The organism is Novipirellula galeiformis, assembly GCF_007860095.1.
Taxonomy (GTDB): Bacteria; Planctomycetota; Planctomycetia; order Pirellulales; family Pirellulaceae; genus Novipirellula; species Novipirellula galeiformis.
Genome location: NZ_SJPT01000001.1, coordinates 220,814 through 238,320, shown reverse-complemented (window position 1 = coordinate 238,320; position 17,507 = coordinate 220,814). Strand labels below are relative to the sequence as shown.

The 17,507-nt window shown below is 55.7% G+C and carries 13 protein-coding genes; 6 read left to right on the top strand and 7 right to left on the bottom strand.

What is annotated here, in order from left to right; genetic code table 11:
* Positions 1-47: 47 nt before the first annotated feature.
* Positions 48-2,858: a DUF1549 and DUF1553 domain-containing protein gene (locus Pla52o_RS00835; RefSeq protein WP_231611994.1), complete on the top strand. Its 2,811-nt coding sequence runs from the start codon at positions 48-50 to the stop codon at positions 2,856-2,858.
* Positions 2,859-2,924: 66 nt separating this feature from the next.
* On the top strand, positions 2,925-4,229 hold the full coding sequence (locus Pla52o_RS00830) for a DUF1501 domain-containing protein (RefSeq protein WP_146592699.1): 1,305 nt from the start codon (positions 2,925-2,927) through the stop codon (positions 4,227-4,229).
* A gap of 260 nt (positions 4,230-4,489) precedes the next feature.
* Here Pla52o_RS00830 and Pla52o_RS00825 read toward each other — a convergent pair whose 3' ends face one another.
* The 5 genes from Pla52o_RS00825 to Pla52o_RS00805 form a co-directional block, all read right to left on the bottom strand.
* Positions 4,490-5,263 (bottom strand): hypothetical protein, encoded by a 774-nt coding sequence (locus tag Pla52o_RS00825; protein WP_146592698.1) that lies wholly within the window; start codon positions 5,261-5,263, stop codon positions 4,490-4,492.
* A 325-nt stretch (positions 5,264-5,588) separates the two neighbouring features.
* A complete protein-coding gene (gene glnD / locus Pla52o_RS00820; RefSeq protein WP_146592697.1) occupies positions 5,589-8,219 on the bottom strand; it encodes a [protein-PII] uridylyltransferase in 2,631 nt (876 codons plus the stop codon).
* Complete coding sequence (locus Pla52o_RS00815) at positions 8,161-8,388, bottom strand: hypothetical protein (RefSeq protein WP_146592696.1); 228 nt, start codon at positions 8,386-8,388, stop codon at positions 8,161-8,163. Before Pla52o_RS00815 ends, glnD begins: the two co-directional genes overlap by 59 nt.
* Positions 8,389-8,468: 80 nt before the next feature.
* Complete coding sequence (locus Pla52o_RS00810; RefSeq protein WP_146592695.1) at positions 8,469-8,807, bottom strand: P-II family nitrogen regulator; 339 nt, start codon at positions 8,805-8,807, stop codon at positions 8,469-8,471.
* 165 nt (positions 8,808-8,972) lie between these two features.
* The gene (locus Pla52o_RS00805; RefSeq protein WP_146592694.1) at positions 8,973-9,524 is read right to left on the bottom strand and encodes a cob(I)yrinic acid a,c-diamide adenosyltransferase; all 552 of its coding nucleotides are present in this window, start codon (positions 9,522-9,524) and stop codon (positions 8,973-8,975) included.
* A 260-nt stretch (positions 9,525-9,784) separates the two neighbouring features.
* Between Pla52o_RS00805 and Pla52o_RS00800 the strand changes: the two genes are divergently transcribed.
* Positions 9,785-10,225, top strand: a complete 441-nt coding sequence (locus Pla52o_RS00800; protein WP_146592693.1) for a bis(5'-nucleosyl)-tetraphosphatase — start codon at positions 9,785-9,787, stop codon at positions 10,223-10,225.
* 54 nt (positions 10,226-10,279) lie between these two features.
* On the opposite strand, the gene Pla52o_RS00795 is transcribed toward Pla52o_RS00800, so the two are convergent.
* On the bottom strand, positions 10,280-12,019 hold the full coding sequence (locus Pla52o_RS00795) for a transglutaminase domain-containing protein (RefSeq protein ID WP_146592692.1): 1,740 nt from the start codon (positions 12,017-12,019) through the stop codon (positions 10,280-10,282).
* A 495-nt stretch (positions 12,020-12,514) separates the two neighbouring features.
* On the opposite strand from Pla52o_RS00795, the gene Pla52o_RS00790 reads away from it, so the two are divergent.
* Together Pla52o_RS00790 and Pla52o_RS00785 are read left to right on the top strand one after the other, a co-directional pair.
* Positions 12,515-13,231 (top strand): hypothetical protein, encoded by a 717-nt coding sequence (locus Pla52o_RS00790; RefSeq protein WP_146592691.1) that lies wholly within the window; start codon positions 12,515-12,517, stop codon positions 13,229-13,231.
* Between the two features lie 264 nt (positions 13,232-13,495).
* A complete protein-coding gene (locus Pla52o_RS00785; protein ID WP_146592690.1) occupies positions 13,496-14,023 on the top strand; it encodes an NADPH-dependent FMN reductase in 528 nt (175 codons plus the stop codon).
* 45 nt (positions 14,024-14,068) lie between these two features.
* Here Pla52o_RS00785 and nadD read toward each other — a convergent pair whose 3' ends face one another.
* Positions 14,069-14,704: a nicotinate (nicotinamide) nucleotide adenylyltransferase gene (nadD, locus tag Pla52o_RS00780; RefSeq protein WP_146592689.1), complete on the bottom strand. Its 636-nt coding sequence runs from the start codon at positions 14,702-14,704 to the stop codon at positions 14,069-14,071.
* A gap of 237 nt (positions 14,705-14,941) precedes the next feature.
* On the opposite strand from nadD, the gene priA reads away from it, so the two are divergent.
* Entirely contained in the window at positions 14,942-17,449 is a 2,508-nt protein-coding gene (priA, locus tag Pla52o_RS00775; protein ID WP_231611992.1) for a replication restart helicase PriA, read from the top strand.
* Positions 17,450-17,507 lie beyond the last annotated feature (58 nt).

Sequence of the window (17,507 nt, the reverse complement as noted above, 5' to 3'; positions counted from 1 at the left end):
TCCTGAAACGTCCGCTTCCTCCCTTCCTTGGGCCTTTGGTATTTTCGATGAATCGAATCCCCGTGAAAACGTCTCCCTGGATCGCGTCCGCTGCATTGGCCTGTTTGCTAGGCGGATGGCCCATGATCGGAATTGCCGAGCCCGCAATCGGGAAGCCACAACCAACCTCCCCTGCGAAAACGATCGCCCCGCTGAGTGAGCGATTTGCGAGCGCCGATACGCCAGAGGCCCCCGACTTTCAAAAACATATCACGCCGCTGCTGGGCCGACTCGGATGCAACGGACGCGCCTGCCACGGGTCGTTCCAAGGTCGCGGGGGCTTTGCATTGTCATTGTTTGGCTATGACTTTAAAGCGGATCATGACGCGTTGTTAGCTGAGCATAGGGGACGTGTCGATACCGCGGAGGTGGACGAGAGTCTGATCCTAACGAAACCACTCGATGCCGAAATGCACGAAGGGGGTAAACGATTTGAAAAAGGCAGCTGGGAACACCACGTGCTCCGTCGCTGGATCGAATCCGGAGCCAAATTCAATTCGAAAAGGGTGCAATTATTGCAACGTCTCGAGGTCACTCCCACCGAAATCCAGTTCCATCAAGCGGGCGAATCCGTTGACGTGAAAGCGTTTGCTCATTGGCAGGACGGCAGCATCGAAGAGGTCACAGAACTGTGCCGTTTTAGCTCCAATAACGATGCGATCGCCACGATCAACGAACACGGGCACATCGATTCGGGGGACCCCGGAGACACACACATCGTGGTCTATTACGACAATGCGGTCGTTCCCGTCCCCGTCATTCGTCCGCTTGGCGAGCCACGTCCCTCCGCAGCCCCAATGGCTCAACCGATTGACCGGCTTGTTCAAGCGAAGCTTGATAAGCTGGGCGTGGTTCCCTCGGGCCCCTGTACGGACGCTGAGTTCATTCGCCGCGTTTCACTCGACATGACCGGCATGCTTCCAGCCGGCGACACGGTCCGCGAATTCTTAGCCGACACGGCGACCGATAAACGGGAAAAATTGATCGAAGATTTGCTCGACTCTCCCGCCTATGCTGCGTGGTGGGCAACGCGCATGTCCGATTGGACCGGAAACAGCGAAACCCAACTCAACAACGTCCTTCCGATCCGCAACGCGGGCTCGCGGCTGTGGCACGAATGGCTGCGTCACCGGCTCGAAGCCAATGTTCCTTATGACGAGATCGTGGCGGGAATGGTTGAAGCCAACAATCGCCAGGAAGGCGAAAGCTATCGTGATTATTGTGAACAAATGACGAAAGCGTGTACGCCCGGCAATGAAGCGATCTTTGCCAAACGCGATGGCATGCCACTGTTCTGGGGACGCCGCAACTTTCAAAAGCCCGAAGAGCGAGCGATTGGGTTCGCCTACGCATTTCTCGGCGTTCGTATCGAGTGTGCCCAGTGCCACAAACACCCATTTGACCAATGGTCCAAGGATGACTTTGAAAAATTCTCGCGGTTGTTCACTCCGATCCGAATGAACCAGAACCTCGTCCGAGCGGATGCCAAGGAGGTTCGTGACGCGTTGTTGAAAGAGATCACGCAGGGCAAGAAACTTGCCAACGGCGATCTTCGCAAAGCCGTCTACAGCGCGGCACGAAAGGGAGAGGTGGTTCCCTTTGGCGAGCTGATCGTCAACACGCGAGGCATTTCCGACAAAGCGAAAAAGGCTCGGGCCGCTGCTAAGAAGAAGGGACGCCAAATCCCCGCGATTCAAATCCCCTCGGGTACGATCCTGGGCCAAGCCGAACCCACGACGCTCGACAAAGACCCCCGGACCGCGCTGATGCAGTGGCTGCGTGATCAAAACAACCCCTACTTTGCCAAAGCGATCGTCAACCGGATTTGGAGCAACTACTTCGGCAGCGGGATTGTGGATCCCGCGGACGACATGAACCTGGCGAATCCACCGAGCAACGCACCGCTGCTCGAGTACTTGGCTACGGAATTTATCGCCCACGACTTCGATCTAAAGTGGCTACATCGCGAGATCACCCGCAGCGAAACCTACGCCCGATCATCCGAAACCAACACGACGAACGCTTTGGACCGCGTCAATTTCTCACGTCACGTGCCGCGTCGACTTCCCGCCGAAGTGGTTTATGACGCCGTCGTCTTGGCCACGGGCTCAGATGAAAAAGTGAGTCGACTTCGCGGCGAGGTCAGCGAAATGGCGATTGGCGAAGGCATTGTGCAAAACCGCAATCAGAAAAACTTTGCACTGGAGGTATTTGGACAATCCTCACGTGAATCGAATTGCGATTGTGACCGCAGCGACTCACCGAGCCTGCTGCAATCCATCTACCTGCGCAATGATGCCGACATGCACAAGCGACTCGCCGACAAAGACGGTTGGGTCGCCCAAGCGTGTGAATCCCTAGGAGTTCCCGGACCGAACAAACGCGTCGATCCCAAACAGGTTGCCGCAGCGCGTGCTGCCGACAGTTTTCGCAAACAAATGATTCAACGCGTCACCCAATTCAATGCTCAATCGGTCAATCGACAAACCAAGACTCGCAGCCAACTCGAGCGTGAATACCGCCGGATGGCCAACCGGTTCAAGCAATATGATTTTCAGATCCCCGCACTCGATGTACTGATCGAAAATCCCAAATCATGGCAAGAGCTGGACCCAAAACCCCAGGCCTCGGGAACGTCAACCATGACCGTCGCTGGGCTCGTTGAAGACGCTTACCTACGGACGTTAAGCCGGTTCCCCGATGACCAAGAACGCGAAATTTCCGAAGCGTTCATCCACGATTCTCCCACACCAGCCGCCGGCATGGAATCGATCCTATGGGCCTTGGTCAACACCAAAGAATTCATCATCACCCACTGATCTCCAACGCGACAAAGTGACCGTTTCACCTGTTTACTTATTTCTCCCTTCGTTGAGTCGATAATCATGGAAATTCATTCTACCTGTGATGGCATGCAGCGTCGTGACATGCTCAAAGCAGGGGTGCTTTCACTCGGCGGCTTCACGCTGGCAAACTACATGCGGATGGCGAGTGCGGGGCAAGTGGATTCGGGGCGGGCCGATCGAGCGATCTTTATCGAACTCAATGGCGGTCCCTCACATCTGGATACCTTTGATCTCAAACCCGAGGCCCCCGACACCGTGCGGGGAAGTTTCAAGCCGATTGCCACCAACGTGCCGGGGATCCATATTTCGGAACACTTACCCAAACTGGCAAATTGTGCCGACAAGTACGCAATCCTGCGTGGGGTCAGCCACACTTTGGCGGCTCATGAACTCGGTCGCAAATACGTCAACACCGGTAGCAAACCGATTCCATCGCTCGACTACCCAAGCTACGGCGCGGTGGTGAGTAAAGAGAACCCCGCCGACGCGGACATCCCCAGCCAAGTCGCGATCCCACGCGGCAGCCATGGTCCTGGCTTCCTCGGAATTCGCTATGCCGCTTTGGAAACCAACTCGACCCCCGTGTTTGGTCAACCTTATTCCGTGCGCGGCATCTCGCTCACCGCCGGCATCCATGTCGACGAAGTCAAACGTCGCCAATTACTGCTCAAAAAACTCGACCGTCGCTTCTCGGAACTGGAAGCGAATGACCAATTGCTCGAAGGACTCGACCAGTTTGGTGAACAAGCCTACACAATGATCACCTCCTCGCGTGCCCGTGAGGCGTTTGACATCAGCCAAGAACCGGCGAGTTTCTCTAAACAATTCGGCGAAGAATCGTTTGGTCAAAGCTGCCTATTAGCCCTGCGGTTGGTGGAATCGGGCGTCCGACTGGTGAATCTTCAACTCGGCGGCTGGGACACCCACCAAGACAACTTCACCAGACTCAAAGAGAATAACCTGCCCAAGCTCGATGCCGGTTTAAGCGGGTTGCTTGTGGGCTTGGAGCAACGTGGATTGCTGGAGCGAACCGCGGTCTTTGTGACGGGGGAATTTGGCCGCACCCCGAAGATCAACGAGCGCAGCGCCGAAGGGGGACGAGACCATTATCCACGATGCATGTTCATGCTGATGGCCGGAGGAGCGGTGCGTGGGGGCCAAGTCATCGGCGAGAGCGATGACACCGCGGCGGGGCCTCGTCACGAAGCGATTTCGCCCGACGATGTAGCCGCTAGCTTCTATTACAACCTGGGGATTGATCCGACGCTCGAATATGACACCAGCACGGGGCGTCCGATTACGCTCGTTCGCAACGGAACCGTGATCGAGAAGCTGTTCTCGTAGCGCGCAAAAGAAGGGCCATGGTGAAGCCCTCCCTGCCTCACCATGGCCCATCAAAAATGGAACGATGACACCGATCGTTCCACCCTCCCAATCCATGGTGCTAATACTATCGGCAGCCGAGAGGGCGGAACTAAACCCGATTCATCGTCGATCACGATTTTTTTTGTGGAGCTTGGCACTCAAGCTAAGGGAGCCGCCAAGAGAGTAGTCCCCTTGGCAGCACAAAACATCAGCGATTCTGCGTGCATCACCGCCCTGCCCTAGCGACGATGTCCATCGCACCCGCCATCACCGCTTTTGCAAGCGTGACGCCCCGATGCTCTTAGCAGCGCGGAATCGAGAGGGCGCCGCCCTAAGACACAACTTTCGCATTGGCCGCGATGACCGCACTCACAACGGTCGTGAATGTGCTTGTGATACTTGTCACAATACTGCTGGCGTTCTTGAGCATACCCGTCCCACAGGTGGGCGTTACAGGGATTGCCGCGGAAGTATTGGCGAAGCGTCGACGAAGGCAAGTTTGGCGTCACATGGGGTTGGCAAATGTAGCCTGGATCACATGCCGCCCCCGCCGCACATCCATTGCGGCATCCGTGCTGAGCACAGTCGCATGCCGGTGAGATGCCGCTAGGTTGATGTTGATCGACCGGCTGGAAATGAAGTGGTGGCGGCGGTTCGGTCGAAGCCATGGGAACAGAACGCTCCAACGGATCGGCAAACTCGCGATCAATCGGAGCGTCGACGAGCGGAGCAGCCGGTTGAGGTTTTCCCGCTGATTTTGCAGCGGGAGCGTCCGCAAGGGGAGCGGGCGCGTCCACATCGCTCAGACTCTTGACGGCGTCCTCGTCAACGTCCGAAACCAGTTGCGTGGACCGATCTTTACCAAATTTATCGATCTCTTTCGGCGCATCGGCAAACGTCATGCGGTCAAGTAAAAAATCTAAATCGCTTTCAGCACTCACGGTCGCAACGTAACCATTTGAACAAGCAATCACAACGGCCGCGAACAATGCGATGGGGGTACGCTTTTGCATAGAATAAACTTCCATGTTGAAGGGAAAGGGAAGCAACGAAGAGAAATCCTCTTCCGCAAACGATTCGCATCCCGTTCACACCCATCAAAGTGAGTCGATCCGAGTTGCGAGCTACCGCCATGCATCCTGGGCATGCGGTGACTTAAACAACCATGACCGCGCGTCAAGAGGTTTGCAAATGCAACGCTTTGTTTTCGCTGTAAAAGAACTCGAGAGGGGTACTTTATTCGCTAGAGAACAAAGTGTTTTCCCAAGCAGCGAAGTCTGCCTAATGGCAACAAGTTAACAAGCCACACCTCACTCGCGGGTCGTTTCCAGAGTGGATTTAGCGAGTTTCGGTGAGCAACGCGTTTTCGATCCGGGCCATTCGATCGGGATCGAGCACCTTGCTGCCATCGCGTTCCGAAACATAAAAGACATCTGCCACTTGATCGAGATGGGTATCAATCTTGGCAAAATGCAAAACAACGTTCTGATCCGCGAACGCGGATGCCACACGGTACAGCAATCCCACTTCGTCATAGGCAAACACCGAAACGATGGTAAACCGGTCCACCGTATCATTGTCGAACCTCACCTTCGTGGGCAACACATTGACTTGATCTCCCTCACGATTTCGCGTCGACCATCTTCGCGGATGGGCCGGCAAAGGTTGATCGGGCGAATCCAGCAGCGTGCGAACGCGTTCTCGAATCTCTTCCACACGGCCGGCCGGAGGGCACTCGGGATAGAGGGGATCGCTGACCCAAAAGTCATCCCAGGCTAAATCCTCGCCCACCGTTTCGATTTGAGCGCGCAGAATCGAAAGCCCCGCGGTGGTAAACGCGCCCGTGGCACGCGCAAACGTGCCAATCGATTGATGAGATTCTCGACGCACGACGGTATAACGCATCGCCGAGAACACGGGATCAAAACAAGCCAAACAAATCGACTCGTTCTTCGAACTCAGCTGCTCAATGACATCGCGCAACTGATCGGCAAGCGGTTCGGGCTCACTTCGCGTCATTAGCGATAGCGGCAACGACTGCAGTAAATCAAAACAACTCTCCGGAGCCTTCTTCTTCCTCAATCGCTTTTGCACATCCGCTCGAATCAGGTCAATTTCGGGATCATCTTCGCTGCCAGGCAAATTCCCAGTGTCGAAGTAACGGCGAGTCCGCACGTATAATTCTTCGATCAAATTGAGCTTCCAATCCGTCAACACATCGGGGCCGACCGCTTGCAGGTCTGCGACCGCGTGCACGATCAACAATTCGAGCCGCCGAATCGAACCGACTTCGGCGGCAAACGACAACACGATCTGCGGATCACTCAGGTCATGTCGGAACGCAATGACATTGACAAGCAAATGTTGTTGCACAAGCCAATGAAGCGTCTCAGTCGAGGCGCGATCCAGGCCGAGACGCTCGGCCGTTTCCAACGCAATGCGTGCGCCGACAACACAATGATCCTCTTCGTAGCCTTTGCCAACGTCATGAATCAGCAGCGCAAGATGCAACAACCCCTTATCTTTCAAACGTCGATAACGCCGCCCCATCGCGGTCGGTTGCTCTTCTAAATCGGTTGCCGCTTCGACCGACCGAATGCAATGCACATCGACCGTATACTTATGATAAGCGTTGAATTGAAGCAAGCCACGCGTCCGCTCAAATGCCGGAATGAACTGCTCGATGATTTTCAGTTCATGCAGCCGACGGAGCAATTCAGCGAGCCGTCCCGGTGAACTCATGAGTGACAAAAACGCACCAATCGAATTGGCGCTCGGGATCGACGGCGGACGCTCCTGCATCGCTTGGCGAATCGCTTGCCAAGTGCGATGAGTGATCCGACGTCGATGCTGATTCGCCAAAAACATCAAACGCAACACATCGGCTAGACTCGAAACAAATGTCTCCAAATGAGCATCGGGAACCCAGATGTGGGTCGGCCCCATGCGAATTTGCTCGGAGATCGTACGAGAAAAAACTCGTTCTAAGAGATGATGGATCCATGGTTGCGTAAGAGAATCTTCGGCGAAAAACGCCGAGGCATAGCGAACGCTACGCGTGTTTTCAAAATAGTCTTGCATGAACTGCTCGACCGGCAACTTGCCTTCTTCGCCGGGATACCCCCACGCTTTGGCAATCTCCATCTGCAGCGAACGATCCAAGACATCTTGGCTCTTCTTTTCACGAAAGTGCAACTCGTTACGCACGCGCATCAGGAACTCCGCCGCCTTCCGTAGCACCCGATAATCCTCTTCAGGCAACCCTCCAAGCTTGACCAATTTTTCCAAATCAGTCTCGCCGTAGCGTGCAAAGCCCATCCAGCGGATCAGTTGAATGTCGCGTAACCCGCCGCGTGAGCGTTTGACATTGGGGCGCAACAAATAGTTTGTTTCGCCCCATTTTCGCCGTTCCTCTCGGCGAGCTGCCACACAATCACGGATCAATCGATTCTGGCGCCGCATCGCTCCATGACGCAGCGCATTGAAATACTTGCTGTAGACATGCAAGCTTCCCGACAACAATCGCGATTCCGTCAAGGAGGTAAAAATGACGGGATCCTGCCACGCCAACTGGCACGCTTCGTTGATCAACCGAATCGAAAATCCGACGACGATGCCTGCGTCCACAAGATCGCGAGTCAAATCCGCCGCGACTCGCTTGGCAAGGTGTTCCGAACCCCGCGTGGCGAGCAACATCAAGTCCGCGTCCGAGTAGGGCGCCAAATCACGTCGTCCAAACCCACCATGGGCGACGAGCGCTAATCCGCTTACGGCGCGATCATTTTCCCAGGGCTCAATCGCATCGCTCCAGACATCTAGCACGATGTCATCATAGAGGTCGGCAAGCTTGGCCGAGACAAGAATCCCCTGCGAACCGGATTCGTGTTGCACCTGAGCCTTCGCTCGCCCCTCACGAAGACGTTGGCGAGAGCGAATGACAACCGGGCGTAATGAAGTACTTGCAGACATAGCAGCCAAAGAAACGAAGCGACTTCCCGAGCAAAACGTGTCTGGGATCGCTGCGACGGAATTCGCCCCCTTCGTCATGGATTACAAAATCCAATGAAGAAATATTCAAGATCGCGGTGCGACCTCGATCGACGCTGCGACGCAATGCCGGCGTTATTAAAGTCGGCATCTTAAAAGACCGATCGTGTCGCACACCTTCCGCCTCGGTGTCGACCATCGAGTCTTGCCCTTGAGCGGGCGGTTGGGAAACTACAGCGCGTCTTCGCCCCGTTCACCGGTACGAATTCGAATCGACTCTTCAAGATTGGTGACGAAGATTTTCCCATCCCCAATTTGTCCCGTTTGAGCGGTCTGCAAAATGGTGTCAACCACCATTTGTAGATTCTCGTCGGTGCAAATCACTTCGATCTTTACCTTCGGTACAAAGTCGATTGCATACTCCGTACCACGGTAAATCTCGGTATGCCCTTTCTGGCGTCCAAATCCGCGCACCTCACTCACGGTCATGCCGTGAACGCCATGGTCAGTTAAGGCGTTTTTAACGTCCTCGAGCTTGAAGTGACGGACGATTGCTTCGACTTTTTTCACAATGCTACCTCGCAAATACTTGAATCCCGAACCTACAACGGCCTCCGAGCGCTCTGGCCCCATTGTACACTGGCAAACACACCCCACCAGCGGTCTGACGAGGCAAGAAAGTGAGGCCCGCAACCGGTTTGCCGAACCACTGCTCGCCATCTCGACCACGGCACGTTAGCTCGGCCGTTGCCAGTGATCGTCGTCCACATTCGCATCCAAATTCGCCACCCGCGAGAGTACGAACAACAAATCGCTTAAACGATTGAGGTAGACGATCAACGCTTCCGAAACACTCACTTCGTGACGTCGTACAAGTGTGACCACACGCCGTTCGGCACGTCGACAAATCGCCCGCGCTAAATGTAAATGTGTTGCCGCAGCCCCCCCAGCGGGAAGTATAAAGTTTTTCAGCGGCGTGAGTTGGGCTTCATGAGTATCGATCCAATCCTCGAGTCGCTTCACCGCCGCGGAATCAATGATCCGCATGCCATGCTCGTCGGGGTTCGGTGTCGCCAACTCCGCTCCGATGGAAAACAACGCATGTTGAATTTCGCACAATTGAGCATCGATCTCATCGGAAACTCCCGCCGAACGCACCATCCCGATGCACGCATTGACCTCGTCGACCGTTCCATACGCTTCAATGCGGTCATCATCCTTGGCGACTCGAGGTCCCCCAAATAAACCAGTGCTACCAGCATCCCCGGTACGCGTGTAGATCTTCATTTTGCTAGACTCCCCCCAAACAATGACGTAGGCAAATCAACAACATACCCTGTGCATCACAGGCTCCGAGCCCTTTTTCTTCAAAAGACTCACTTGTTTGAGCCCCCGTCACGCACCACCAACTTATCATCTTCATCCTACTGATCATCGGATGTCCCGTCTGCGCAACCGCGTTCGCCCCGAGACAACCAGAGAAGATTAGGATAAAGAGATAAGATTACGATGAAGAATCGAAAGTAGCCAAAGCAATGGAAGACGTGATGCAAGTGCCCACCGACGGAAGCGTTCGCGCTGCGGGCATCCTACTGATGACCCAAGATCCCGCACCTGAGTTCCTGCTCATGCGACATCCCCAGCGTTGGGATCTCCCCAAGGGACACTGTGAAGCGAACGAGTCGTTCCGCGAAACGGCCCTTCGCGAGACAGAGGAAGAAACCGGCATCGCCGCTGCTGAAATTCAACTCGACGAAGCCTTTTGCTTCGAGATTCGTTATCCGGTGTCGTACAAGAATACGGGGGACCAGATCTTTGAGAAAACGGTCCAGTATTTTCTGGGCTACCTAAGCAAAAAACCGTTGCTGGTGTTAACCGAGCATGAATCGGCACAGTGGTTCGCTTGGGCTCCTCCCCACTGCATTCAATCGCAAACGATTGATCCGCTGCTGGCCGCCGTCCAAAGCCACCTCGACTGCGTTGGATGATCCGTCGCGATCGATCTCGCATCACGTTTCGGCCCCCCGATTATATTGGGCCGCTTAATAGCGAATGGTTGACGCGACGATCTCGATTTCGTAGGCGCCAAGGAAATCGAGCACCGGCATCACCGCGTCGTGAATATCCTCCTCGCTTAAACTACTGGTCGACATCGTCAAACGGTCCGCGGCGGCCACTCCTCCGGTTGTCGCATCGAGCGGCAACCAATGATCATCGACATGGGCAAGCGTCCAGGCGTGGTAGACCATCCGCGGCTCTGGCGTTTCCTGATAACGAAAACCGAACGCGACTCGCGAGGCGACTCCCTTGGCACGCAACAACGCGGCCAAGAAAACAGCATAAGCCGCCGCATCGCCTTGAGCGCTCTGAGCCACTTCCGAAGCCCGTTGGAATACCACACTCTCGGGATTCAGTTGCGTCAACCGATTGACCGAGCGAGCAAGTTCGAGTGCGAGTTCGCGGCCTTCGGGCTTCGCCGCGCCGACAGCAGCTTGGGCGATTCGCCGTACCATTGCCTCTCCCGAGTCGATGATTGCACTTGGCTTACGATCTTCATCGGTAACCGGAAAACGGCCTTGCAAGAAACCATCCGGAGGCGACTGGCCCAACGTCGACACCAACACCAACAGTGACGATTCGCTCAACGTTCGTAGAAACTGAGTGGGGTGCGGCTGAAGAATCAATTTGTCTTTCGCCACCGGCAATGACGTGCGGACCAACTTAAAACCGACACGTCGGCACTCTTCGGAACGCTCGAGTTTGCCCTTCGTCAAAATGGACGCAATCGCGATTCCCTTCGCTTCCGCTTCGATTCCTTTGGTGGCGTCCGGCTTGTCCGTTCGATAGATCAGAAGCTTCGACAAGGGATCCAACACGCGGCGAATGGAGCCATCGGATTCGGCCCAAATCACATAATGGCTCGTACGCCCCTCGCCCATTTCGGTTTCGACCTCGATCTCCAACAACTCATGCGGTTTTCCGTCCAATAACGGAACGGTCGCTTTCGCAACCGCCGTCAAACGTACCGTCGTAGCAATTTGCTGGATGGGCGCAACCGAGGGGAACGTGCGCACCTCACCAAGCTGCAGCGGAGATCGACGAATCGACTCCTCAACCGCGAGCAAGCTACGATGCTCGTCGGACCATGCCAACGTTTGCGTCGTCGCCGCAACCCCGCGAGTCTTGACGATCGCAAGCTCGGTCTCATCCACCGTTCCCTCGGAGGTCGTCATCAACGGCCCCACATTCAAGCGGCTCTTGAAATGCAACAATTGCCCGTCGGTTTGCTCGACCAACTGATGCGAATGACGCTGTACGAAGGCGGACGACGGTCCACGCTCAATCAGAAAACAATCTTCGACCGCAACCTCCACCCGCCGCTCTGCGGGATCTCCTTGGCCCTTTGCGGTCGTGTGCCGATACCCCACATGCTTGTCACCGACAAAATAAGCATCCCACGCTTCGAAATCACTTTGGAATTCTCGATTTTCCGCTTTTTGATTCGCGGCAACCGCCGGGTTACCGTCTTTTTTCCCCTCCTGATCGCCTCCCGCATTCGGAGCCTGGTAGCCACTCGAGCCAGGATCTCTCGGCGCTCGCTCGGGAATATCGCATCCGCTGCAAACCACCAACCCAATCAGCAACACGATGCTTCCTCGGCCCCAAGGGCCTCGCAAACCGATCACCCCTCGCAGACCGATTACCCCAGGCCGTCGACTCGGTGAGCAAACGTTCACGAGGGAATGGGTCGATTCGACACAGAGCGCTTTCGATCGGTGCATGAATTTGTCTACCAAGGCAACGGACGATGATGGAACAGAAGATGGAACACAGGAACTTGAGGACTCGCTGCGGGACTCCGGAAACGCTCTCACCGGAGGGTAACGCGTCCCGCTGCGGCCAAGCTCCGCACATTATACGCAAACGCTCCGCGCCATACTCAAGCATTCGCTGAGGTCACTGGAATTCATTTGTTGGATTGGCAACAGACCGTTGCATCACAATGTTTGGCCAACCGGCGGCGGAGAACAGCAGGCAATGCCACCCATGCGGGGACCGGTCTAGTCAACCACCAAGGTGCCGGTTGTAACGAATCGCGGGGTATTGCTGAATATGGGGTCGCAAATGCTCGTCGTCTTTTCCGCTTAGGTCGTCTTTGCATGATCCCGGTAAGAACGTGACCTAGCGTTGGGTGTACTGATCTCACAACGAGGTAGGTGCGTCCTCCGTCATTTCACATTTATAATTTCTCGTAGCGAACGGGCTCGGAAACCGACATGGGTTTTCTCAAACGCATTCTTCGAAACAGCATTAGCGACGAGGCAAATCGAGCCGCTTCCAACGGAAGCTTCGAAACCCTCACCGACGACGAACTACAAGCTCACATGGGCATTCGTTCCTACGGAGTGTTCGAACTCACCGATGCGATTCGGCCTTCCTATGACCTTCAAATCATGCCTCAACAAGGCTTCCGCTACGACCAATATGTCGACGAGAGAACGGGTTCAAGCACACCCGTGATCCTGGCGTCGGCGACCCGCCATCGACTGATGGACCTGTTCATTGAATTGGTCGATCAACTCGGTCCCGTGGTCGATGTGGTTTTGGAAACAAGCCACCAGGGCAACCCGCATCCCGAAGACCTGTACCGCGAACATATCGACGCCCCGGTGTTGAAAAGCATGCTGTGGGAGTTTGAAGACCTGCTGCTCAATGACGGTTGCACCGGCATCGCGGTGATCAATCCGGCCAAACGCCAAGAAGTCCAACTCGACGAACACAAGCTGCTGATCGCCTATGGCGATCCACTTGACTCGTTCTCGCAAACCCTAATCCGGGGCGATGTCTACCCGGACGATGAAATTCGATTCATTACCGAAGCCGAACACGTCCATAGCAGTAGCGAACGATTCGCCAACCAATTCCAGCAACTCAAGCATCGTCTTGGGATGGACGGCGAAATCTATTCGGACGACTTCGAAGAATACGCCTAAGCGTAGGCTCAAGCGAACGGGCGGGGGTGATGGAGTTTCCGCCCCCCCGCAGCGAACGAGCGCAGGCGAAATTTCGGCGTTCCCAAAGGGGCGGTCATCCCCAATGGCACGGCGATCGCAAGTCCTATCGAGCGTTCACCTTCGCAAGCGAACCTTCGATGATTCAAACGCAGCACGCTTTTCTGACTCGACAAATGGCCGCCGGTCTGAGAGTATTCTTGGTCTCACACTCTACGAACGTGTCGCCAACGATAGCTCAATTCAATGTTTCTCGTGATCAGCTCAAGCCTTCATCCCAATAGCCGTAGCCGTATCCTGGCTCGTGCATGCACGGAACAGCTCCAAGAAATCGGCCGTGAAGTAACGCTATTTGATCTCGCGATAAAAATACTCCCGGCCTGCGACGGGGCTTCGGCTTACGCGGACGCGAACGTCAAGGAATTGTCGGGGTTGATCCATGCGGCCGAAGGCATTTTCGTCGCCTCGCCCGTCTATAACTATGACGTCAATGCCGCAGTCAAAAATGCCGTGGAATTGACCGGTCGAGCTTGGACGGGCAAAGTGGTCAGTCTGATGCTGGCGGCTGGCGGCCAAGGAAGCTACATGTCCGCGATGGGCTTGGCCAACAGTTTGATGCTCGACTTTCGCTGTATCATCGTTCCCCGCTTCATTTACGCGACCGGGGATGCATTCGAAGGCGACGGGCTCGCCGATGAAGAAATCCAGGGACGCGTCACCACGCTGGTCAGCGAAACCATGAAACTTGCCGACGCCCTGAACCGAACGCTCTAAGCCCATCGGCAAGAATGATTCGGTGTCATCCCGATTAGCCGCAGCCTAACGCCGCTGCGATTTTCGATTCCCTTCACCGCGATACAATCCGCGAGCTCGAATCAATGCTTCGACGCTCCGTGGGGTTCGATAACGAATACTTCGTCCCGCAGCGATGCGGTCGCGAAGCTCACTGCTCGAAAGTTCAATGACGGGCATCTTGATCACCTGCGAGGCAATCGCATCGATTCGATCGGAATCTACCAAGCCCTGTAGCACGGAAAAGTCGATCTCGGCTTCTCCTCCTCGCTGAACCACCGCAAGCGTAATCAATTCGAGCAACCGCTGTGGCTCGCGCCATTTGCGAATGGTTGCCAACGAATCGCTGCCGATGATCAGAAAGAATTGCGTGCCGGGCATCTCCGCTAAAAATTGTGAAACGGTCTCCACCGTATAGCTGACATCCGCGCGCTCGATTTCACGTTCGTCCACTTCGTGATGCGTGTCCCCAGAAAGAGCCAATTTCAACATCTGCACACGGTCTTGATCCGAGGCAATCGCACCGTGGAGCTTTAGCGGCGAAGTTGCCGTCGGGATCCAACGCACCTGATCCAACTCAAGCGATTCTCGCGCCGCCTCGGCAATCCACAAATGGCCCAGGTGGACGGGGTCGAACGAGCCACCGAAAAGTCCAATTCTCATCAATAAAACCTTGTTTTCTGCAGTGCCAAACGCGGGCAATTTCCGAGTCGTTGGGAGACCAGACGCTCACGATGGACCAGACTTGTCCAGCGAATCGCGAGGATAGAGGAGTGACGTCTGCTGGCGTGTGCTCGTTGTGCCTGGACGTGAACTCCCTCATCTTCATTTCTCCCAACATACACTATGCTAACCAGCACACCATCCAATCCAATTCCACCAATTGTCGGCCCCCCGACCATGTCCAAGCCCGATTCCCGACTCCCATCGAATCGCGATGCCGAGACAAATCCAAACGCTCGTGCAGCCTCCGCGGATGCCCCAAGCGAGCGAGTCGACGAAGGCAAGCGGCTCGACCCGCCGCCAAAATCCGAGGCCTTCGACCTCTCGGCGGAATTGAGCATCGGCCTACCCGTGGACACCGCTGACGAGAAACCGGAAGAACGCTCGGGAGCTCAACAAGCCGAACTGTTCGAAACCGAACCTCCGCCTTGGGAACTCGCCGTCGAGGACGACATCGCGGTCGGCCGAATCGTGTTTAGCGAAGCTCCCTACGGCCCCTATGATTACCAGATCCCCGAAGAGGAACGCGAACATTTAAAACCGGGAATGCGGGTGCGTGTCCCCTTGGGTAAACGACGTCATCCGATGACCGGATGGTGTATTGAGACCCGCATTGGCTTCAAAGGACGACGTGGTTCCCTTCGTCCCATTGTCGAAATCCTTGACGACGAACCTCTCTGTGATGCCGCTCTGGTCCGCTTGGTGCTGTGGATCAGCCATTACTACCAGGCCCCGACCGGGCAAGTCTTCGACACCTTGATTCCCTCGAGTGTGCGTTCCAACGCGGGTACGCGAGAGCGAGCCTACCTGACGCCGGATCCGCATCGCACGGACGAAAAATCGATTGAATTACTGCCCAAGAAACAGCAGGCGGTATTTCGATTTCTGATCGCAGCGGCACGCCCGATGACCGCGTCCGAATTGATGGTCCACGCCCAGTGCACGCGCGGTCCCATTAGCGGATTACAGTCGAAAGGCTACATCGAAGTCACACGCCGCCGCGAAATGACGACGGGCACACCGATGCGTTGGCAAAAAAATGACGGCGAAAGCCAGCACACACACACCCTCAACGACGAGCAAACTCACGCACTCGAGCGAATCGAAAACGCGATCGACTCGGGCACAGGAAAAACATTGCTGCTACACGGCGTCACCGGCAGTGGAAAAACGGAAGTCTACATCAAAGCGATTGAGTACATCGTTCAGTTTGGTCGCAGCGCAATCGTGATGGTGCCTGAGATCAGCTTGACCCCGCAAACGCGAGGCCGCTTCGAACGTCGATTTGATTCGGTCGCCGTGCTGCACAGCCAAATGACCCCGGCGGAACGTCATTTTCAATGGCAACGGATTCGCCGGGGTGAAGTCCAAGTCGTCGTCGGACCGCGCAGCGCCGTCTTTGCGCCGATGCCGCGTCTGGGGCTGATCGTGATGGACGAAGAACACGATGCGTCCTTCAAACAAAACGAACAACCTCGTTACCACGCGCGCAAGGTCGCCCACGCACGAGCGATGTCACTTGGCATTCCCTTGATCCTCGGAAGTGCGACGCCGTCGATGGAGACATGGCACGCCACCTCCACCGGGCACGCCGAATTAATTCCGATGCACGAGCGAATCAATAACCGTCCGATGCCGAGCGTGGAATTGGTTGACCTGCGAATTCGCGACGACCGAACGCGTGGCGCGATAAGCCGCCCATTGCATCTCGCCGTTCAAGAAACGCTGAGAGACCAAGGGCAAGTCATCCTGCTGTTAAATCGCCGTGGTTTTGCCACCACGATCCAATGCCCTTCGTGTGGCCATGTGGTCGCATGCCCGGACTGTGACATGCCGCTAACGCATCATCGCGATGGAGGCAAAGCATGTTGTCACTATTGCGACTATACGATCGCGACCCCGCCCTGGTGCCCGGCGTGCCGCTTCGATGGAATTCGTTATGGCGGGCTGGGAACTCAACGGTTGGAAGTCGAAGTCAAAGCCCGCTTCCCCAGCGCAACGATCGCGCGGATGGATAGCGACACCATGAAACGACCGGGCAGCCACCAACGCGTGCTTTCAGCTTTTCGTAACGGCGAAGTGAACATCCTGCTCGGTACACAAATGATTGCCAAAGGGCTCGATTTCCCCAATGTCTTGCTGGTCGGCGTCATCAACGCGGATAGCGCGCTTCACTTCCCCGATTTCCGTGCGGCCGAGCGAACCTTCCAATTGGTGACTCAAGTCGCCGGCCGAACCGGTCGTGGCGATCGAGGCGGCCGCGTTGTCGTGCAAACTTTCTCGCCCGAGCATCCCGCGATCCAAGCGGCATCGCGGCACGATTACCTGCAATTCGCAACCGATGAAATGGTCAATCGACGCAAGTTCAATTACCCACCGCTCGGCTCGGTTGCTCGTATCATCATCCGCGGGGTTGTCGAAGAGGTGACCGAAGCCGTTGCCGATGCATTACTAGGCCGCCTTGAAGCATCGCGGCAAGCGCTCGGATCAGAGGTCCGCATCCTCGGCCCGGCTCCACCACCGATCCCCAAATTGCGTGGCAAATATCGTTTTCACCTGCTGTTGCAATCCACCGACAGCGCCCAATTGGGCGAAACAATTCGCCGGGCCACCGACTCGTTCACGATCCCTGAGAAAGATGACGTGCAATTTGTCGTGGATATCGACCCCATCGATATGCTGTAGCCTAGGCTGCTAAATCGTTGGGATTAGTCGTGTATGTTTGTTGCAATCAGCTCTGCCA